Source organism: Campylobacter sp. BCW_6460, assembly GCF_001762705.1.
In the GTDB taxonomy this organism is placed as follows: Bacteria; Campylobacterota; Campylobacteria; order Campylobacterales; family Campylobacteraceae; genus Campylobacter_D; species Campylobacter_D jejuni.
Genome location: NZ_MJXI01000021.1, coordinates 16,460 through 36,569, shown reverse-complemented (window position 1 = coordinate 36,569; position 20,110 = coordinate 16,460). Strand labels below are relative to the sequence as shown.

Sequence of the window (20,110 nt, the reverse complement as noted above, 5' to 3'; positions counted from 1 at the left end):
ATGACTAACTACCAAGAAAAAGATTTAGAAGATTTCATAGAGTCTTATTTGTTAGAAAACCATGCCTATATCAAAAGAACAAATGAAAATTACGATAAAAATTTATGTTTCGATACAGAAATTTTTGAGAATTTCTTGCAAGCTACACAAAGTGTAGCATTAGAAGAGCTTAAAAAGCGTTGTGGGCAAAACTATAAAAAAGAACTTTTTGATCGTATTTTCTCACAGATCAAAACTAAAGGCATAGTTAAAGCCTTGCAAGGCTATGTAGAGATCAAAGGTATCAAAATTTACCTAGCCTTTGCCAAGCCAAATACCAATGCAAACGAAGAAAGCGTGAAAAAATACGAGCAAAACACCCTTTCTATCATACGCCAGCTTTACTATAGCACGCAAAATAAAAACTCCCTTGATATGGTGATCTTTTTAAATGGCTTGCCTCTTATCACCATAGAGCTTAAAAACCATTTCACCGGACAAAATGTCTTTCACGCTATAGAGCAATACAAAAAAGATAGAAACCCAAAAGAAGCTATATTTAACTATACGATAGTGCATTTTGCGCTAGATCATGATCTTTGCTATATGAGTACGAAATTAGATCAAGATGCGACTACATTTTTACCTTTTAACCTTGGTTTAAATAATGGTAGTGGCAAAATAGGCCTAGCAAATGGAGCAGGTAATCCGCCAAGTGATGGTATAAAAACAGCTTATTTGTGGGAGAAAATCTTTAAAAAAGATACTTTGCTAAATTTATTTTTTAATTTTGTGCAAGTTGTAAAAAAGAAAAATGAAGAAATCATCATATTTCCTAGATGCCATCAATTCGATGTAGTAGAAAAGCTACTCGCCCATGCAAAAGAAAACGGCACAGGGCAACGCTACTTGATCCAGCATAGTGCAGGAAGTGGCAAGAGTAATTCTATATCTTGGCTTGCACATAATCTCGTAAGCTTGCATAGACTTGAAAAAAATATCTTTGATTCTATCATCGTAGTAACCGATAGAAAAGTGCTTGATAGTCAAATAAGAGAAAATGTAAAATCCTTTTCGCAGACAAAAAATTTAGTAGAAGCTATCACTCATGGAAGCAAACAGCTTAAAAATGCTTTAGAAAAAGGTAAGAAAATCATCATCACAACTATACAAAAATTTCCTTTTATTTTAGATGAAATCAAAACTTTAAAAAGCAAAACTTTTGCTATCATTATCGATGAAGCTCATTCAAGTCAAAGCGGAAGCAATGCTCAAAAATGGCAGAAGCCATAAGGGATAAAAGCGGCGATGAAAGTCAAAATTTAGATGATGAAAATTTAGAAATCATAAAAAATAAAAAACTCCAAAGTAATGCTTCTTATTTTGCATTTACTGCTACGCCTAAGCCAAAAACCTTAGAAATGTTTGGTATGCCTTGTGATGTTAATGGAGGGCAAAGGTTTATCCCTTTTCATCTTTACTCGATGAAACAAGCCATAGAAGAAGGTTTTATACTTGATGTATTAAAAGGCTATACAACCTATAAAAGTTACTATAAAATCATATCTTGTACAAATGATAATCTAAAATACGACAAAAAAAGAGCAAGCGCAAAACTAAAAGCCTATGTCCAAAACAATATCAAAACAATCGAACAAAAATCACAAATCATGTGTGAGCATTTTTTTCAAAATAGCTTTAAAAAGATAAATGGTAAAGCAAAAGCTATGATTGTAACAAGCTCAAGAGAAAATGCTGTAAAGTATTATCTTGTTTTTAGGGAATATTTAAGAAAAAATTATCCACATTTTAAAGCCATTGTAGCTTTTTCAGGTGAAGTAAATTTAGAAGGTGAAATTTATAGCGAAAGTGCTTTAAATGGTTTTGCGGAAAATGTTTTAAAAGATGAGTTTAAAAAAGATGAGTATCGTTTTTTAATCGTTGCGGAAAAATACCAAACCGGATTTGATGAGCCATTATTACATACTATGTATATGGATAAAGCATTAAGTGGGGTAAGTGCAGTACAAACTCTATCAAGACTAAACCGGAACTTGCAAAAACAAAGAAAACACTTTTGTGCTAGATTTTGTAAATACTCATGAAGATATAGCAAAATCTTTTAGTATATTTTATGAACAAACTTATTTAAGTGAAGCCACAGATGATAATAGAATTTTTGATTTAAAGGCAAATCTAAATGAGTATGAAATTTATACCCAAGAAGAAATAGATGATTTTGCAAATGCTATTTTAAGAAAAGAAAAAGAAAATATCATTCATGCAAAATTGGACATAATGCTAGATAGATTTAATCAAAAAAGTGATGATGAAAAATTAGATTTTTATAATAAAGCAAAAACTTATCTTAAAGAGTATTCTTTTCTTGCACAAATATTGCCTTATGAAGACATAGAGCTTGAAAAACTCTATATATTACTTAAAAAACTTGCTAGTAAGATCATCTTGCTTAAATCAGAGGATTTAGCTAAAGGAATTTTAGATAATGTGGATTTTGATAGTTATCGCTTACAACTTGATAAAACACAAGACATCGTTTTACAAGGAAATGGAGAGCTAAAGCCTTCTTTTGCAGATGGTTCGAGCAAAAGTGTTGAAGCTGAATTAGCAGAACTTTCAAACATCATCAAAGATTTTAATAACAAATACGCAAATATAGACTTTAATGAAAGCGATAAAATTGCTAAAATCTTATATGATATAAAAGATGATATAGCAAAAAATGAAAGAATACGTGAAACTTTTAGCAAATCCGATATACAAAATTCTCGTATCGAGTTTGATGCGCTTTTAAAAGATAAAATTCAAGATATCTTGGAGTTAAATTTAGAACTTTTTAAACAATTTAATCAAAATATAGAATTTAAAGACAAGATAGCAAATACCATGTTTAATATGGTTTGTAATGATTTTTAAAGTATAAAATTGTCAAAAAAGGATAAATGTTCGTGAGTGTAGATTTTTTTAAAACCTTTGATATTTCAAATAATGAAAGATTAAAAGCTAAAAAAGTGCAGGGTAAAAAATATGAAATTTTTCTTAATGAAAACGAGCAAAGTCTTATAACTCCTAAAGTGTCTTTTAAAGAAATTTTGAGGTATTATTATCTTTATCCAAAAAATGCCATTCCTTCTTTTAAATTACCTTTTTTCAAGCCTGATTTGAGTGGTTTTAGCACTCCGCATATTACTTGGCTTGGACATTCTTCGCTTTTTATAAGTTTTAAAGAATATAAAATTTTGATTGATCCTATTTTTAACACTCATGCTTCGCCTATTTCTTTTATCAACAAGGCTTTTAAAAATGCTCCTATTTATAATGTAAATGATTTTAATGAAATTTTTGCTGTGATTATCACGCATCCACATTTTGATCATTTAGATGCTAAGAGTATAAAAGCTTTAAAAGATAAGGCTAAAATTTTTATCACACCTTTAAAAGTGGGAAATTATCTAAAAAGCTATGGGGTGAGTGAGAAAAAAATCATAGAGCTTGATTGGTGGAGTGGCATAGAATTTGGTGATTTAAAAATCATTGCAACACCTGCACAACACAGTTCAAGTAGGGGAGATGGTAAAAACAAAACCCTTTGGGCTTCTTTTGTGATGGAATTTTTAAGTGTAGATAAGAGAGTGTTTTTTAGCGCAGATGGAGGGTATTTTACACATTTTAAAAAAATAGGTGAGTATTTTGGAGATTTTGACTTAGCTTGTCTTGAAAGCGGACAATTTAATATCGCCTGGCCATATTCACACTCTTTTCCTGAGCAAATTTTAAAAGAAGCAAAAGATCTTAATGCAAAAGCTGTCATGCCTATACATTGGGGGAGATTTTTAGCAGGAACTCATGCGTGGAATGAGGTGGTAAAATTTCTTTATGAAAATTTAGATTTACCCCTTATCACACCAAAAATTGGCGAGGCTTATGAAGTAGGAGCTAAATTTAAACAGGATTTTTGGTGGAAAGAAGAATAAATTAACACAAGTTTATAATTTATATTTTGGTTTTTGCTATAGTTTTATAAAACTAAAAAAGGAGATTTTGTGAAAATCATTCAATGGAATAGGGCGGAATTTAGCTCAAAAGAAGTGAAAATCAATGTTTTAATTGACAATGAAAAAGGTAAAGAAATTCAAATTTTATTAGCTAAAGATAGTGTGATGAAAGAGCATAAAGCTCCTTTTGCTATACATGTTCAAGTTTTAAGCGGTAAAATTTGGTTTGAAGTGGAAAAGGAAAAATTTGAATTAAATGCTTTAGATATGATAAGCCTAAAGGCAAATGTAGCGCATTCTTTAGGTGGATTAGAAAATTCTATAATAAGATTGAGTTTAAATAAATCAGATAGTATTCAAAGGGTAAATGCTGTGCTTAAAAAGCCTTGATTTTATTTTGATTTTATAAGGTTTTAATTTGCCTAAATAATTCTAGGCTTTAACCTAAGAATTATTTATAGTTTTTAATGAAATTTGCTATTCTTTCTAAACCTTTTTTGATAAGCTCATCGCTTGTGGCATAAGAAAGTCTAAAGTATCCATCCGTGCCAAAACCTATGCCTGGAACAACGGCAACTTTTTCTTGTTCAAGTAATTTTTGGCAAAATTTCATAGAATCTTTTTCTATTTTTTGTATATTTACAAAAAGATAAAAAGCACCTTCTGGTTTATAAACACTGATATTTGGGATTTGTTTAAGCATATCTAAAGCTAAGTTACGGCGTTTTTCAAAGGCTTGACGCATTTTTTCTATATCTTTATCACATTTCCCATTTAAAGCAGGAATGGCTGCATGTTGAGTAATGGAGCAAATATTTGAAGTGCTTTGTCCTTGAAGTCTTTTAACGGCTGAAATTAGGGCTTTATTTTTGCTTGCCATATAGCCAAAACGCCATCCTGGCATAGCTCCACATTTGCTAAGTCCGTTAATAGTCACAGTGCGTTTTAAAGCGTCTTCGCTTACACTTGCAAAAGCTATAAAATCAAAACCATCATAGCGAAGTTTTTCATACATTTCATCACTTAAAACGGTAATTTGAGTTCCTTCTAAAACTTTAGCAATTTGAGTTAATTCTTCTTTAGAATAAATCGATCCTACAGGATTTGAAGGAGAATTTAACATTAAAACCTTGGTTTTAGCTGTGATAGCTTTTTTTAGTTGTTCAGCGGTAATTTTAAAGCCATTTTCTTCTAAGCCTTCTATAAATACAGGTTTTCCACCTGCAAATTTTACCATTTCAGGATAGCTTACCCAGTAAGGACTAGGGATAATCACTTCATCATCTTTTTCTACTAAGCATTCTATACATTCAAAAAGAGAGTGTTTTGCACCTACATTGGTGATGATTTCATTTGTTTCGTAATTAAGATTATTATCTTTTTTAAATTTGGTTTGAATAGCTTTTAATACTTCAGGAATTCCTGCAACAGCAGTGTATTTTCCACATCCTTTTTCAATAGCACTTATAGCGGCATTTTTGATGGTTTGTGGTGTGTCAAAATCAGGTTCACCTGCTGAAAAACTAATAATATCTTCGCCTTTAGCTTTAAGTTCATTGGCAAGCGCAGTGATAGCTAAAGTGATAGATTCTTCTAAAACTTGAGATCTTTTTGTAAGCATTTTTCAATCCTTAATAGTTTTTGTTTAATTTTAGCAGAAAATTGCATTTTTGTAATAAATTTAATTTAAAAATGAGTTATAAATTTCAGCAAATGTGAAAATTTGTATTAATTTTGTAGGAAAAATTAATACGCATAATAATATGTATAATTTTATGTATTATAAAAAATTATTATTTTTGTGATTCAGGTCGTTTTAATATAAGATTTTCAAGTTCTAAAATTTTCTTTTCTAGCTTTTCTAGTTTGTCATCGCAATTTGCATCTATAGCTCTAATGTTTTTATTTTTACGCTCTTCGATAATATAAGCAGGAATGCCAACGGCGGTTAAATTTGCACCTACATCCTTAACAACTACGGCATTTGAACCTATTTTAGCATTTTCTCCTATGGTGATATTGCCAAGTATTTTTGCGCCTGAACCTATAATCACTCCTTTTTTTATGGTTGGATGACGTTTAGCACCTTTTTCAAGGCTTGTTCCACCTAAAGTAACGCCTTGATAAATTAAAACATCATCTTCTATGATCGCTGTTTGACCTATAACCACCCCATTGGCATGATCTATAAAAATACGTCTTCCAAGTTCTGCTCCAGGATGTAAATCTACTCCAGTTAGAAATTGCGAAATTCCACTAATCATTCTGGCAATGCGTTTAAAATTTCTTATGTAAAAAAAATGTGCAAAACGGTAATTTACCACAGCCCATACTCCAGGGTAATTAAAAAAAAGTTCTATAGAAGAATTAAAAGCTGGATCTTGTGCCTTTGGTTGAGAAAAATCTTCTTTTATAATACCCCAAAAATTCATCTAAACTCCTATACTTTTTAAATAACCATTATCATTTAAGAAGAGATAAAGTTCCCCTAAAATATGTTTTTTTTGTTTGTCATTGACAAGCTTAGAATTACTTATGCGTTCATTAAGTATATTCATGATAGCGTGTATATCATAGTCTAAATCTTCTAAGGCATCAAGTATGGACTGTGCTTCTATAATCCCCTCAACTTCATAGCCTTTTTCATTGATACTTATAATAGCTTCAGTAGGATGAGTAAAAAGATTGTGTTTCATTCCAAGTACTTCTTGATAGGCGCCTACAAGGAAAAACCCTAGAAAATAATTTTCTTTTTCTACATCTACATCGTGCAAAAATAAAGGTTTATCTTTAGAGTATGAAATTTCTCCATCACTATCGCAGGTTATATCCCAAATACTTGCACTTCGAGTCGGTTCTTCATCTAAGCGATCAAGTGGCATGATGGGGAAATTCTGTTCTAAGCCCCAAAAATCAGGTATGCTTTGAAAGAGCGAAAAATTTACCAAATACCTTTCTTGTACTTCATCTTGTATGGCAAGTAAATCCGCAGGATTTTGCTTATCGCCTAAAAGCAAGATGGCTTTTTTTGTAATCAAATGAGTTAAAATTTCAGCATTGGAGCGATCTTGTAAATCCACATAGCCCAAATCAAAAAGAGTTAAAATACTCTCTAAATGATCTATGCTATCGTGCAAGTATTCTAATGCATTGGAAGGTTTTATGCTTTTATAAAGATCATAAAGCTCATCGATAAGTTTTGGATTTTGTTTTTTAAGTATGAGTTTGTTTTCTGCATATTCTTGAGAAAAAAGTTCCAATACAGGAGCGATTAAAACAGCGTGATTAGCTGCTACAAAACGTCCACTTTCTATAAAAATATCAGGTTCTAAATCTTTTTTTTGTTCAGCTATATTTTTTAGGATAAAAACTACATCGTTAGCGTATTCTCTTAGGGTGTAATTTCTACTTTTTTCATTTTTAAATTGTGAGTATTCTACAGCCAAACCACCACCAAGATTAATAGCTTTTAGATTTTTAGCCCCCATTTTTCTAAGTTCTGTATAGATATTTCCTGCTTCATTTAGGGCTTTTTTTAAAGGATGAATTTCGGTAATTTGTGAGCCTAGATGAAAGTGAATCATGGTAAATTGTTCTAAAAGTTTGTTTTCTTTGAGTAAATTTACTGCTTCTATGAGTTCAGTGGATGTAAGTCCAAATTTAGAATTAATCCCACCGCTTTTTGCCCAAATTCCAACTCCAGCAGAATGCAAACGCACACGTAAGCCTATATTTGGTTTAGGTTTAAAGCGTTCTTTGGCTATGTCTATGATAGCTTCAAGTTCATTAAGTCCTTCTATGGTTAAAGTGATATTATGCCCCATTTCAGCTGCGATAAAGCCTATATTGATAAGTTCTCTATCTTTAAAACCATTTACTGTAATAGGTGCACCTTCGTTATTATAAGCCATAGCGAGTAAAAGCTCTGCCTTAGAACCTGCTTCAAGTCCGTAGTTATAGTCTTTTCCAAGCTTTACAAGATTTTTTACAAAACCAGGGTATTGATTTACCTTTAAAGGATAAACAGCGTTAAATCCTCCTTTATAGCCAAATTCCTTTCTTGCTTTATTGAAATTTCCGTAAATATTTTCAATTTGTTTTTGAATAAGATGAGGAAATCTCAAAAGCAAGGGTCCTTTATACCCATCATCTCTTAATTCTTTGACTATATCGATGATGGCAGGTTTTTTTTCGTGATTGATGCAAACTTTACCATTTTTGATAATGAAATTTTCATTTCCCCAAATATCAATACCATAATCCATTATAAAACCTTCTTTAAGTCTGAAATTTTAATCATTTTTTCTTCTTTTTTTGCTAAATTTTTATAAAACAAACTTTCACTTTGTGCTTCATTTTCTCCCATACAAAGAAAAATTTCAGCATTATTTTTATCTGCGTTTTCAAGATGTTTAGCTAGTTTTCTTGCTTCATAGCTTAAAAACACTTTATATTCTTTTCTTAAATTTGTAGCGATATGCAAAAGTTTTTGGATATAAATTTCATCCATAGCACAAAGATAAATTCCTTCTCTTTGAACCTTTTCTTCTTTTTGTTCTAAAATAGCTATAATTCTTTCTATGCCCATGGCAAAACCTACACCAAAACCACTTTTTCCATCAAGATATTCAATAAGTCTATCATATCTTCCGCCCCCAGCAATAGCAGCTTTTGCACCAATTTCATTGCTAATGAATTCAAAAGCCGTTTTAGAGTAGTAATCAAGCCCTCTAACAAGTTTAGGATCCACTTCAAAATCCACTCCATTTTCTCTTAAAACGCTTTGTAAAATTTCAAAGTCTTTTTGACAAAATGAGCATAAATTTTGATTTAAAAGCGGAGCATCGTTAAGTAAGCTTTGGCAATGTTCATTTTTACAGTCTAAAACACGAATGGGATTTAAGTTTTTTCTACGCAAACAATCCTCGCAAAAACCTTTTTTGCTATCTAAAAAATGTATTAAATTTTCACGATATTTTGGCATACATTCTAAACAACCTAAAGAGTTAATCAGTAGTTTAAATTTAATATCTAAGCGTGAAAAAATTTCTACCAACATTAAAATAATATTTGCATCTTCATAAACGCTTGCATTTCCAAAACTTTCAACGCCAAATTGATGAAATTCTCTTAAGCGTCCCTTTTGGGGTCTTTCATAGCGGAACATAGAGCCATGATAAAACCATCTTTTTACACTAGTGTTTTTATCGAGTTTTTTTTCTATATAGGCACGCACCACCCCAGCAGTTCCTTCAGGGCGCATGCAAACATGATTTTCGCCTTTATCAATAAATTCATACATTTCTTTACCTACTATATCAGAACTTTCTCCTACGCTTCTTTTAAAAAGGGTGCAAAGTTCTAAATGCGGCGTGTTGATAAAAGTAAAGCCATAGTTTTTAGCTACTTCTTCACAGGTTTTAATCACTTTTTCATAATAATATGCATCTTTATCTAATAAATCTTTCATTCCTTTTAAAGCGTTAATCATTGTAAAAATTCCTTTATTTGTTGGTGTAATTTTTCTTTATTTTCTTTTGCGTTAAGTGTTAAAATTTCTATAGAAATTTTTTCTTTTAAAAAATGAAGCACTTTTTCGAGTTTATCTTGCACGCTTAAAAAATACTCAATGCCACGTTTTTCTATGCTATCTAGTTCTTTTTGATTGAGGCGTTCTTGGATAAGGTTTGCATCTCCTTTTAAAAAGATAATTTTTTGTGGAAAAAAATTTTCTAAAGCAAAACTATTTAAAGCAAAAAGCAAATCGTTTTCAAAATCTTTGGCATAAGCCATGCCTGAAATAAAACTTCTATCGCTAATAATGAGTTTGTTTTGATTGGTTTTTAAGATTTCTTCAAAATGTTGAGCACGATCAGCTAAAAAAAGCAAGAGTTCAGCTCTTTTGCTAATAGGATGAGTTTTATTAAGTAAAATTTCTCTTAAATGTTTTCCAAGTTCTGTTCCGCCAGGTTCGAGTGTGAAAATGGCGTCTTTATAAATTTCTTTTAAAAGTGAAATTTGCGTACTTTTTCCTACGCAGTCAATACCTTCAAAAACTACATACAAGATTGATCCTTTAAAAAAGGTAGAATTTCTTTTGGAACAAGAGAACTTACATCACCCCCATGTGCTACTATAGAACGCACAATAGAACTTGAAATAAAAGCATGTTTTAGACTTGGCATAAGATAAATGGTTTCCATATCTTCCCAAAGTGCGTGATTTGCATAGCCAATTTGCAATTCGTATTCAAAATCACTCACCGCTCTAAGTCCACGGATTATAGTATTAACTTTTAATTCTTTGGCTAAATCTACAAGTAAATTATCAAAAGCAATGATTTTAACATTTTTTAAATTTTGTGTTGCAAGCAGGGCTAGTTCTTTGCGTTTTTCTAAATCATAGCAAGGTTTTTTATGTTCACTTTTTGCTATGGCAACGATGACTTCATCAAAAATTTTTAAAGCTCGTTTTATAACATCTAAATGCCCGTTGGTAATAGGATCAAAAGTCCCAGGATATAAACAAGTCATTTTTGCTCCAATTTTTTTTAAAAATATAACAAATTTAAACTAAAAATTTTGCCATTTTTCATATAAATTGTGTTTTATTTCTAAAAGATCTAGCCATTTACCTACGATAAAATTTTCCATTTGTTCTAGATTGTTTGCTTTAGAATAACTTGCGATAATAGGAGGTGCGATAATAACTCCCATTTGGCTAAGTTTTAACATATGTTCTAAATTTAAAGTAGAAAAAGGCATTTCACGTACGCCTAAGATGAGTTTTTTTCTTTCTTTTAAGGCCACTGCTGCAGCACGCATTAAAAGAGTGTCTGCAAAACCAGCGTGAATTTTTGCTAAACTTGAAATCGAACAAGGAACAATGATAGTTTTTTCTATTCCAAAAGATCCACTTGCTACACTTAGACTTAAATTTTTATCATCTAAAAAATGAGTGTATTTAAAATTTTCTTGACAAATTTCTTCTAAATTTGCTTCATTTTCAGCTTTGAAACTAAGTTTTGCACCTTGAGTTAAAATACAATAAAGTTCGCATTGATTTTCTAAATTTTTTAATAATTTTAAGCCTAAATTGACACTGCTTGAACCAGAAATTCCTAATAAAACCTTCATTGTATAATCATCCTATTTTTACCCACTACGATGCCTTGCATAACTTTACCTTCTTTGTTTTTTGCACGAATCCTTTCGCCCATATTTGCACTTTGCAAAGCCACAAGTTCGATTAAAACATCAACATTTGCTTCACTTAAAACTCCGATTATAGGATCATTTCGGCGTATTAAAGCTGTGGTTTTAAACATATTTGCTCTTAAAATGGCGTTTTTGTTAATATTGCTTTTAGCTACAAGATTATCTACATCATCTAAGGTTAAGGCATTTAAAGGAACTTTATCAAAATCAATCAATACGCTTTTATAGTCAAAAGCTCCAAGTTTATCTCCTCTTTTTATAGCGCGTTCGCTTTTTAAAACTTCTAAATTTGCTTGAATGAAATATCTAAAAAATACATTTTTTTGTATATTTTGCGGAGTTTTAAATTCAGCCCTTAAAAAGCCTTGCGCTTGATTAAAACGCCCATTAGCGATTCTTAGAAATTCATATTGATCAAAATCTTTAGGCAATGATGTTATTTTTAAATCAATTTGAGAAATTATAATTTTAGGAAAATTATTTCTAAATTCTTTAGCTAGTGCTGTTTTGATTTCTTCTAAACTAGCTGCTTGGATATAATTTATCACAATAAAAAAAGTTAAAAAAATAATTTTCATTTTTATCCTAAGAATTATAATGCAATAAATAGTATTTTAGCTTTTATAAGTTTAACAAAGCCTTTAGAAGGCTTTGTATAGAGTTAAAAAGTAGGGATAACAGAGCCTTTGTATTTTTCTATGATAAAATTTTTAATTTTATCGCTTGTTAAAATTTCTTTAATAACAAGACTTTTTTGACTTGTTTCTTCACCTTTTCTTGTAGCTAAAACAATAGCATATAAACTATCTTTATCTTCTATAAAAATACCATCTTTTAAAGGGTTTAAACCTGCTCCAAGAGCATAGTTTGTGGTAATAACAGCCAAATCAGTATCATTTAGGGCTCTTGGAAGTTGCGCGGCTTTAAGCTCTATAAATTTAAGTTTTTTTGGATTTTTACTTATGTCAATAGGGGTTTTAAGGGTGTTTTGACTTTTAAATTCTATTAAATTTGCTTTAGCTAGTAAATCAAGGGCTCTGCTTTCATTGGTAGCATCATTAGGTATAGCGATTTTAGCACCATTAGGAATGTCTTTTATATCTTTTATGGAGTTAGAATATATAGCCATAGGAACTAAAACAATAGCACCTAAAGAACTTAAATTTGTTCCTTTGTGGGTATTAAAATCATCTAAAAAAGGTTTATGCTGATATAAATTTGCATCTAAATCTTTCTCATTTAAAGCGATATTAGGTATATTATAGTCATTAAATTCCTTAACTATTAACTTCCAACCTTTTTCTTGAAATAAGGGTTTGGAGAAATTTAAAATTTCAGCATAAGGCGTTGGTGTTGCACCTATGATTATGGTTTTATCTGCTCCAAAACTAAGGCTAATTGTAAATAAAACACTTAAAAATATTTTTTTAATATTCATGCTATACTCCTAAAAAGCTGGGATTAATATATCTTTATAATGTTCATTAATGATGGCTTTAAATTTATCGCTTCTTAAAATTTCATCAATTACTTTGGTTTTTTCGCTATTTTTATCTTCTGAGCGTACCACAACATAATTTACATAAGGGCTATTTTTATCTTCCCTAAAAATAGTATCTTTACTTGGATTCAGACCGGCTCCAAGTGCGAAATTAGAATTAATTATAGCAATATCAACATCATCTAAAGCTCTTGGAAGTTGTGCGGCTTTAAGTTCTATAAATTTAAGTTTTTTTGGATTTTTGTTTATGTCCAATGGGGTTTTTAGAGTATTTTTGTTAAGCTCTATTAATTTTGCTTTCTCTAAAAGCTCTAAAGCTCTGCTTTCATTGGTCGCATCATTAGGTATAGCAACTCTAGCACCTTCTTTAAGATTTTCTAAATTTTTGATTTTTTTACTATAAACTCCTACTGGAGCTATAAGTACAGGCGTTGTTGCAATTAAATTTGAACCTTTTTTTAGGTTGTATTCTTCTAAAAAAGGTTTGTGTTGATATAAATTTGCATCAAGTTCTTTTTCCTCTAATGCACGATTGGGCAAAATATAGTCTGAAAATTCTACTATTTTAAGCTCATACCCTTTGTTTTTAAAATCATCTTTCATTAGTTCTAGTAAGCTACCAAAAGGATTTGGAGTGGCTCCTATAGTAATGTTTTGTGCAAATAGGCTAGATAAATTTAGAATGCAAGCGAGTATAATAATTTTAAATAAATTCATAAAAACTCCTTTGTATTTAAGAAAAAAGTCCCTAGGTAAGGGACAAAATTAAAAAGCAGGTAAAACAGATCCGTTGTATTTTTCTATGATAAATTGTTTGATTTTATCACTTTGTAGAGCTTGAATTAAGGCTTTGATTTTTGGATCGTTTTCATGTTCCACTCTTACAACAAGAATGTTTGCATATGGACTTTCTTTATCTTCGATAAATACGCTATCTTTTGCAGGATTTAGATTTGCAGAGAGAGCGTAGTTGGAATTAATTACAGCAAAATCAACATCATCTAAAGCTCTTGGAAGTTGTGCGGGCTTTAATTCTACAAATTTAATTTTTTTAGGATTGTCTATAATATCAAGAGGTGTTTTTAAAGCCTTGTCTTTAAATTTTACCAAACCTTTTTTTGCAATAATATCTAAAGCTCTACTTTCATTGGTTGGATCATTTGGAATGGCGATTTTAACCCCTTCTTTAATATCATCTAGACTTTTATATTTCTTGGAGTAAACAGCCATAGGTTCTATGTGTATGGCAGCTACTTTGATAAGTTTGGTGCCTTTGTTTTTATTAAATTCTTCCAAATAAGGAGTATGTTGGAAAAAATTTGCATCGGCTTCTCCATTATCAACAGCTAGATTAGGCAAAACATAATCCGTAAATTCTTTGATTTCAAGTTTATAGCCTTGTTTTTCTAGATCAGGTTTTGCTTGTTCTAGGATTTCAGCATGAGGGACAGGGGTTGCTGCAACTGTGATGGTTTCTAATGCATTTGCATTAAGACTTAATGTTAAAATACTTGCTATAAATAAAGATTTGATTTTCATTTTTTTCCTTTTTAGTCATTTTGTGCTTGCTTTAATCTTAATAAATTCACTCTGACTATCAGGAAGAAGCATATAAAAACTTGTTGATAGTCAGATTAACGCATCTGATACATCATTTTAATTCCTTTAATTTTTTGTTTAAATTTTACTTAAAAAAACTTATATTTATCTTAAAAGGAGATATAATCTCCTTATTTTTTGAAACCTTTATAAAGCAAACTTCCTAAAAATAAGATAAAAACAATTACTTGCCAAAAGAAATTTTCATCATTGTTTATATTGATAACTATGCTAACTCCAAGTAAAATCAATAGAGTGGCAATGATATATGTAGTTTTACTATTTTTAGCCCAAGTATAAAATAAATTACCTAGAATTTGAACTAACTGAACTAATATAAGTAAAATAACTACAGTTTGAATCATAACTTCTTTGTTAAATCTTTCATAACCATAGCGAATAGCGACATCTCCCAAACCTCCACCACCGACAGTTCCAGCAAGAGCAGAAAAACCAATGGTAAAGATCAAAGTTAGGGTAATTCCGCTAATTATAGCAGGAAGAGCTTCACTAAAGATAACCTTGAATATAATTTGAATATTGCTAGCACCATAACTTTTTGCTGCTTCTACGATTCCTTTGTCTATTTCTTTAAAAGCGCTTTCAAGCATCTTTGCCAAATAAGGAGCTATTCCGATAGCTAAAGGAACTATGGCAGCATTTGTGCCTATGCTTGTGCCTACTATGATTTTAGAAAGCGGTAAAAGAACAACTATAAGAATTAAAAATGGAAAGGCGCGTAATATATTGGTAATAAAATCTAAAATACTATAAGCGATTTTATTTTCTTTAATTCCGTTTTTATCCCAAATAGCAAGTAAAATTCCAGGAATGATAGCCAGTAAAAATCCGAATAGTACAGCCATTAAACTCATATAAATTGTTTCATTAAGCGCAGGTTTTAAAATGTTTTCATAATTTTCACTGAAACTTGTAATAGAACTTAAACTCACTTCTTTAATATCCTGCCAAGAAAATTCATTAAAAAATTGAGAAATTCTACTAAAAAAAGCACTGATGATAGAGATGTTTTCTTCATTCATGATGCCACCTCCCATAATACTCCACTTTTTTCTATGTAATCAAGAACCTTGTCTTTATCCTTTTCATTTATATTTATAACTAAATTTCCTAAGGCTTTTCCATTCAGTTTTTCTATTTTGCCCCAAACTATGTTAAAGTCTATATTTAGAGTTCTTGCCATATGAGTGATGACGCTATTTTGGGCAACTTCTTTTGGAAAGTAAAGTTTGATATTAAGTCCGTGTTCAGGTAAGAAATCACTTTCTCCTAAAAATTCTTTCATTTTGTCATTAGGTCTTAAAAAAAGCTCATCAATTGCTCCGCTTCCTATGATTTGTCCATGTTCAAGCAATAAAGCTTTTTGAGCTATGTCTTTTACCACATCCATTTCGTGAGTTACTAAAACAACAGTAATCCCAAATTCAGTATTGATTTTAGATATAAGCTCTAAAATATTTTTTGTAGTGTTTGGATCAAGAGCCGAAGTAGCTTCATCGCTAAGTAAAATTTTTGGGTTTAAAGCTAAGGCTCTAGCAATAGCAACGCGTTGTTTTTGCCCCCCACTTAGTTCTCTTGGGTAGGATTTGTTTTTATGATCAAGTCCTACGATTTCAAGCAAAGAATTGACTTTTTGGGCAATTTCTTTTTCGCTCATGTATTCTTTATTAAAAAGCTTGGCATGAAATTTACACTGAGTATAGTGTGTTCTTAAAGGCATAGCAACATTTTCAAATACATTTTTGCGCTCCATTAGGGCAAAATTTTGAAAAATCATCCCTATATCTTTTCTAAGCACTCTCAGCTCTTTTGATTTTTTTTGACTTAAATCTTTAATTTCTTGATCAAAGACTTTTAAGCTTCCTTCTTGATAATTCTCAAGTCCATTAATACATCTTAAAAGAGTGGATTTTCCAGCTCCACTATGACCTACTATGGCGTAAATTTCACCCTTTTTAATCTCCAAAGAAACATCGTTTATCACGAGTTCTTTGCCATAATATTTTTTCAAATTTTTTATTTTTATCAAATTTTCAACCTCTTAGATTTTGAAGTTCAACTGATATTTTTTCAAGTTGAATTTTTAAATTTTCTAGAGCTTCTTTATTTTGCTCCACCACCTCTTTAGGTGCGTTAGCAGTGAATTTTTCATTTGAAAGCATGGAGTTAAGCTTGAAACTTTCTTTTTCAAGCTTATTTTTTTGATTTTCAAGTCTTGTTAAAATACCACTTAAATCAACATTTTCAAGCGTAATAAAAATTTCTAAATTCTCGCTAACATCACATATTGCCTTTGGTAATTTTTCTTCACTAAATTCTATTTGCTCGCATTTTGCGAGCATCATGATAAAATTCATATAAGCTTTGATTTCATCTTTGATTTTTTTATCGTTAAATTTGATATAAGCTTTTTCTATTTTAGAATTTCCAAGATCGATTAAACTTTTAGCACGGCGGATACCAACTATGCTTTCTATGAGCAAAGAAAAGATTTTTTCTATATTTTTATCTTGTTCTTTAAATTTTGGATATTTGCTTATCATAATAGAAGGGCTTGTTCTAAGTTCTGTATCGCTTAGTTTGTGGTATAAATACTCGCTGATAAAAGGCATGAAAGGATTTAAAAGTTTTAAAGCTTCTTTGAAAATACTACCAAGTTCTTTAACGCTTGATTTTTCTGCTTTGCTAAGCTCTATACCCCAATCGCAAAAATCATCCCAAAAGAATTTATATAGAGTATTGGCTGCATCATTAAAGCGATAATTGTCTAAATTTTCTCTTACATCCTTAACACAAGTTTGAAATTTGGCATAAATATATTTTGCTAATTCTGAATGAAGTGTGATATTTTCCAAATCTTCAAATTTACTTTCATTTAAAAGCAGATAATTTGTAGCATTATAAATTTTATTTGTAAAATTTCTAACTTGTAAAAGTTTATCATTACTAAGTTTAATATCGCGTCCTTGTATAGCAAGAAGCGCTAATGTAAAGCGTAAAATATCAGCACTATATTCTTTAATGCTTTCATTTGGGTCGATAACATTTCCAAGGCTTTTGCTCATTTTTCTACCTTGCTCGTCTTTCACAAGAGCGTGTAAATAAATATCTTTAAAAGGAAGTTGATGTAAGGCATTAGTGCTTTGAAACATCATTCTAGCTACCCAGAAAAATAAAATATCAAAACCTGTAATGAGTAAAGAATTGGGATAAAAATCTTTTAAATCCTTTTCAGACCAAATTTTATCTTTGCCCCAGTTTTCATTTCCCCAGCCTAGAGTACTCATAGCCCAAAGCCCTGAAGAAAACCAAGTATCAAGCACATCTTCATCTTGCTTGAAATTTTGACTTTGGCATTTTGGACAAGTTTTAGGTGTATGTTGGCTTGCCCATTCATGAGAGCACTCGCAATAATACACAGGAATTTGATGTCCCCACCAAAGTTGTCTTGAAATACACCAATCTCTTAAATCTTTCATCCAAGCATTAAAGCTATTTATCCAATGATTTGGGTAAAATTTATTTTCTCCAAGCGCAACTTTTTCTATACTTTCTTGGGCGATTTCTTTTTTTACAAACCATTGTTTGGAGATATAAGGTTCAACTATGTTGTTGCAACGATAACAATATCCTATTTGATTGTTATGCTCTTCTATTTTTTCTATAAAACCAAGACTTTCAAGTTTAGCTACGATTCTTTCTCTTGCTTCTAAGCGTTCTAAACCTTGAAACTCTAAACAATGCTCGTTTAAAATTCCTTTTTCATCAAAAACACTTATAAAATCTAAATTATGTCTAAGTCCTACTTCATAATCATTCATGTCATGAGCGGGAGTAACTTTTACAACTCCTGTTCCAAATTCTTTTTCTACATGTTCATCAGCTATAATTTTAATGGCTTTTTTGCTTATAGGCAAAATCACTTCTTTGCCCACAAATTTAGTATAGCGTTCATCATCAGGATGCACCATAACTGCAGTATCGCCAAAAAAAGTTTCAGGACGCGTTGTGGCTACTACTAAAAATTCATCGCTATCTTTTAAAAAGTATTTAATATGATAAAGTTTTCCTTTGTTTTCTTTGTATTCAACTTCTATATCACTTAAAGCGCCATCGTGAGTACACCAATTGATCATATAGTTTCCACGTACAATAAGTCTTTTATCATAAAGTTCTACAAAGGCTTTTTTTACGGCATTAACCAAACCTTCATCCATAGTAAAACGCAAGCGACTCCATGCAGGAGTGATGCCTAGTGTTCTCATTTGGTCTAAAATTTTTCCACCACTTTGCTCTTTCCACTCCCAGACTTTTTCTATAAATTTTTCTCTACCTAGTTCTTCTTTTTTAATGCCTTGAGCAAGGAGTTGTTTTTCTACAACATTTTGAGTAGCAATACCTGCGTGATCAAGCCCTGGTTGATAAAGAACCCTATAGCCATCCATTCTTTTGTAACGCGTCATAATGTCTTGTAGAGTAAAGGTTAAAGCATGTCCTATGTGTAAAACTCCAGTGACATTAGGAGGAGGCATCATAATGCAGAAATTTTTATCTTTTTCTTGTATGGTTTTATTGCCATCGATCTCAAAATATCCGCGTTCTTCGCAAATTTGATAATACTCTTTTTCTAAATTTTTATCATACATTATTTGCCTTTATTGTTTTAGCTTATTTAATAGAGCTAATTTCTATAATTTCGCAAAACGGGAAGAAATATTGTGCTGTATTAAGTCCAGTTTTCAAACTTTTGATATGTTTAGAAAAATCACTTCCTTTGCCATCTTTTTTAATTTGAAGTTTAAGTCTTTCTAAAATTTCTTCACGTGCTACATGTTCATTTAATTCTTTTGGATTGTTTAAATATGGGCTTAATCTATCTAAGCTAATATATTTATAAGCTTTTTTCATATCTGAAAAGATAATTTCTTTGTTATAGATAGTTAATTTCATTTCCCCTTTTGGTAGCATTTTAACAAAAATACTTAGATAATAATCTTTTGCATTATCTTGTATAACGCTTAGCATATCTTTTAACAGATTGATTCTATATTGGCTTAAAAATTTTCCATCTAAAATATAAACTTTCATATTTTCTGTACTAAGTTCAGGTTCTAAACGACTGTTTTTTCCTATGCTTAGATACTCTCTAGCGGTATTTAGATATTTATTTTTGTTTGACTTGTTTGATTGAAGTTCTTTTTTTACGGCTCTCTCTCTTTCTAAGATCTTTTGTTGTTTGCTGATTTCTTTTTTAAGAGCTTCTATTTTGGCTTGTTTATTTTCTTGTTTTAATTTTTCTTTATCCGTATCTAAAATTTGCTTATTTTCATTTGTATTAATATTATTATTTGTATTGGTGTCATTATTTAAGCTTTGATTGTTTTCGCTTATTGGCGTATTAAATGTATTGTTATTTAAGCTTTGATTTTCATCTAATGGGTTTGTTTCTTGCTTTTGGATGGTATTGTTATTAATATTTATATCTGATGAACTATTGTTGGTTTGGATCGAGGGCGAATAGGAATTATCGTAGTTATTAGTATACGATTTTTGCTCGGTGTAAGTGTTGGTGTTTAAGGTGTAATTCTTTGGTTTTGAATATTCAAAAAGATAATAATAGGTTCCACCTAATATCACAATAATAGCAATTAATATGCCAACAATAATAGAAAAAATTTTCAAATTCATTTGCTATCCCTTAAAAACAGAAAGTTAAATAATTTTAGCATTGTACTATAATCTAATATAAAGTAATTTTAAATTTTTATATTTTTAAG

At 30.6% G+C, this 20,110-nt stretch carries 17 protein-coding genes and 1 pseudogene; 3 read left to right on the top strand and 15 right to left on the bottom strand.

The genetic code is table 11. The annotated features are described in order from the left end of the window. The 3 genes and pseudogenes from AJ881_RS04325 (at window position 1) to AJ881_RS04315 (ending at window position 4,385) form a co-directional block, all read left to right on the top strand. Window positions 1–2,916: pseudogene (locus AJ881_RS04325) on the top strand (type I restriction endonuclease subunit R). A gap of 26 nt (window positions 2,917–2,942) precedes the next feature. Then, window positions 2,943–3,974 carry an MBL fold metallo-hydrolase gene (locus AJ881_RS04320; RefSeq protein WP_070282588.1) on the top strand — a complete coding sequence of 344 codons (1,032 nt, stop codon included), beginning with the start codon at window positions 2,943–2,945 and terminating at the stop codon, window positions 3,972–3,974. Between the two features lie 69 nt (window positions 3,975–4,043). Continuing rightward, entirely contained in the window at window positions 4,044–4,385 is a 342-nt protein-coding gene (locus tag AJ881_RS04315; protein ID WP_070282586.1) for a cupin domain-containing protein, read from the top strand. Window positions 4,386–4,446: 61 nt separating this feature from the next. On the opposite strand, the gene AJ881_RS04310 is transcribed toward AJ881_RS04315, so the two are convergent. The 15 genes from AJ881_RS04310 to AJ881_RS04240 form a co-directional block, all read right to left on the bottom strand. Further along, window positions 4,447–5,616, bottom strand: a complete 1,170-nt coding sequence (locus tag AJ881_RS04310; protein ID WP_070282584.1) for a pyridoxal phosphate-dependent aminotransferase — start codon at window positions 5,614–5,616, stop codon at window positions 4,447–4,449. Between the two features lie 172 nt (window positions 5,617–5,788). Then, a complete protein-coding gene (gene cysE, locus AJ881_RS04305; protein WP_070282582.1) occupies window positions 5,789–6,427 on the bottom strand; it encodes a serine O-acetyltransferase in 639 nt (212 codons plus the stop codon). Then, window positions 6,428–8,263 (bottom strand): biosynthetic arginine decarboxylase, encoded by a 1,836-nt coding sequence (gene speA, locus AJ881_RS04300; protein ID WP_074487182.1) that lies wholly within the window; start codon window positions 8,261–8,263, stop codon window positions 6,428–6,430. Next, window positions 8,260–9,486, bottom strand: coding sequence for a histidine--tRNA ligase (hisS, locus tag AJ881_RS04295; protein ID WP_070282580.1), 1,227 nt, complete (start codon window positions 9,484–9,486; stop codon window positions 8,260–8,262). Before hisS ends, speA begins: the two co-directional genes overlap by 4 nt. Then, window positions 9,483–10,061 (bottom strand): dTMP kinase, encoded by a 579-nt coding sequence (tmk, locus tag AJ881_RS04290; protein ID WP_004316950.1) that lies wholly within the window; start codon window positions 10,059–10,061, stop codon window positions 9,483–9,485. Before tmk ends, hisS begins: the two co-directional genes overlap by 4 nt. Then, on the bottom strand, window positions 10,052–10,528 hold the full coding sequence (coaD, locus tag AJ881_RS04285) for a pantetheine-phosphate adenylyltransferase (RefSeq protein ID WP_002852633.1): 477 nt from the start codon (window positions 10,526–10,528) through the stop codon (window positions 10,052–10,054). The genes tmk and coaD overlap by 10 nt, the downstream gene beginning before the upstream one ends. A 39-nt stretch (window positions 10,529–10,567) precedes the next feature. Next, window positions 10,568–11,131, bottom strand: coding sequence for a UbiX family flavin prenyltransferase (locus AJ881_RS04280; protein WP_070282578.1), 564 nt, complete (start codon window positions 11,129–11,131; stop codon window positions 10,568–10,570). Next, a complete protein-coding gene (gene flgA, locus AJ881_RS04275; protein ID WP_002852578.1) occupies window positions 11,128–11,790 on the bottom strand; it encodes a flagellar basal body P-ring formation chaperone FlgA in 663 nt (220 codons plus the stop codon). The genes AJ881_RS04280 and flgA overlap by 4 nt, the downstream gene beginning before the upstream one ends. An 83-nt stretch (window positions 11,791–11,873) precedes the next feature. Beyond that, entirely contained in the window at window positions 11,874–12,650 is a 777-nt protein-coding gene (locus AJ881_RS04270; protein ID WP_052950160.1) for a MetQ/NlpA family ABC transporter substrate-binding protein, read from the bottom strand. Window positions 12,651–12,659: 9 nt separating this feature from the next. Next, complete coding sequence (locus tag AJ881_RS04265; protein ID WP_002857015.1) at window positions 12,660–13,430, bottom strand: MetQ/NlpA family ABC transporter substrate-binding protein; 771 nt, start codon at window positions 13,428–13,430, stop codon at window positions 12,660–12,662. A gap of 48 nt (window positions 13,431–13,478) precedes the next feature. Then, complete coding sequence (locus tag AJ881_RS04260) at window positions 13,479–14,252, bottom strand: MetQ/NlpA family ABC transporter substrate-binding protein (protein ID WP_070282576.1); 774 nt, start codon at window positions 14,250–14,252, stop codon at window positions 13,479–13,481. Window positions 14,253–14,443: 191 nt separating this feature from the next. After that, window positions 14,444–15,355 (bottom strand): methionine ABC transporter permease, encoded by a 912-nt coding sequence (locus tag AJ881_RS04255; RefSeq protein WP_070282573.1) that lies wholly within the window; start codon window positions 15,353–15,355, stop codon window positions 14,444–14,446. Then, entirely contained in the window at window positions 15,352–16,362 is a 1,011-nt protein-coding gene (locus AJ881_RS04250; RefSeq protein ID WP_002872109.1) for a methionine ABC transporter ATP-binding protein, read from the bottom strand. Before AJ881_RS04250 ends, AJ881_RS04255 begins: the two co-directional genes overlap by 4 nt. Before the next feature lie 4 nt (window positions 16,363–16,366). Beyond that, window positions 16,367–18,979 carry a valine--tRNA ligase gene (locus tag AJ881_RS04245; RefSeq protein ID WP_070282571.1) on the bottom strand — a complete coding sequence of 871 codons (2,613 nt, stop codon included), beginning with the start codon at window positions 18,977–18,979 and terminating at the stop codon, window positions 16,367–16,369. 22 nt (window positions 18,980–19,001) lie between these two features. Then, complete coding sequence (locus AJ881_RS04240; protein WP_070282569.1) at window positions 19,002–20,021, bottom strand: hypothetical protein; 1,020 nt, start codon at window positions 20,019–20,021, stop codon at window positions 19,002–19,004. Window positions 20,022–20,110 lie beyond the last annotated feature (89 nt).

What these genes read in the sequence shown, in the direction of transcription:
- AJ881_RS04320 (WP_070282588.1), top strand. Translation starts at nt 2,943, where the DNA reads ATGTTCGTGAGTGTAGATTTTTTTAAAACCTTTGATATTTCAAATAAT.
- AJ881_RS04310 (WP_070282584.1), bottom strand. Translation starts at nt 5,616, where the DNA reads ATGCTTACAAAAAGATCTCAAGTTTTAGAAGAATCTATCACTTTAGCT.
- cysE (WP_070282582.1), bottom strand. Translation starts at nt 6,427, where the DNA reads ATGAATTTTTGGGGTATTATAAAAGAAGATTTTTCTCAACCAAAGGCA.
- hisS (WP_070282580.1), bottom strand. Translation starts at nt 9,486, where the DNA reads ATGATTAACGCTTTAAAAGGAATGAAAGATTTATTAGATAAAGATGCA.
- coaD (WP_002852633.1), bottom strand. Translation starts at nt 10,528, where the DNA reads ATGACTTGTTTATATCCTGGGACTTTTGATCCTATTACCAACGGGCAT.
- AJ881_RS04280 (WP_070282578.1), bottom strand. Translation starts at nt 11,131, where the DNA reads ATGAAGGTTTTATTAGGAATTTCTGGTTCAAGCAGTGTCAATTTAGGC.
- flgA (WP_002852578.1), bottom strand. Translation starts at nt 11,790, where the DNA reads ATGAAAATTATTTTTTTAACTTTTTTTATTGTGATAAATTATATCCAA.
- AJ881_RS04270 (WP_052950160.1), bottom strand. Translation starts at nt 12,650, where the DNA reads ATGAATATTAAAAAAATATTTTTAAGTGTTTTATTTACAATTAGCCTT.
- AJ881_RS04265 (WP_002857015.1), bottom strand. Translation starts at nt 13,430, where the DNA reads ATGAATTTATTTAAAATTATTATACTCGCTTGCATTCTAAATTTATCT.
- AJ881_RS04260 (WP_070282576.1), bottom strand. Translation starts at nt 14,252, where the DNA reads ATGAAAATCAAATCTTTATTTATAGCAAGTATTTTAACATTAAGTCTT.
- AJ881_RS04255 (WP_070282573.1), bottom strand. Translation starts at nt 15,355, where the DNA reads ATGAATGAAGAAAACATCTCTATCATCAGTGCTTTTTTTAGTAGAATT.
- AJ881_RS04245 (WP_070282571.1), bottom strand. Translation starts at nt 18,979, where the DNA reads ATGTATGATAAAAATTTAGAAAAAGAGTATTATCAAATTTGCGAAGAA.
- AJ881_RS04240 (WP_070282569.1), bottom strand. Translation starts at nt 20,021, where the DNA reads ATGAATTTGAAAATTTTTTCTATTATTGTTGGCATATTAATTGCTATT.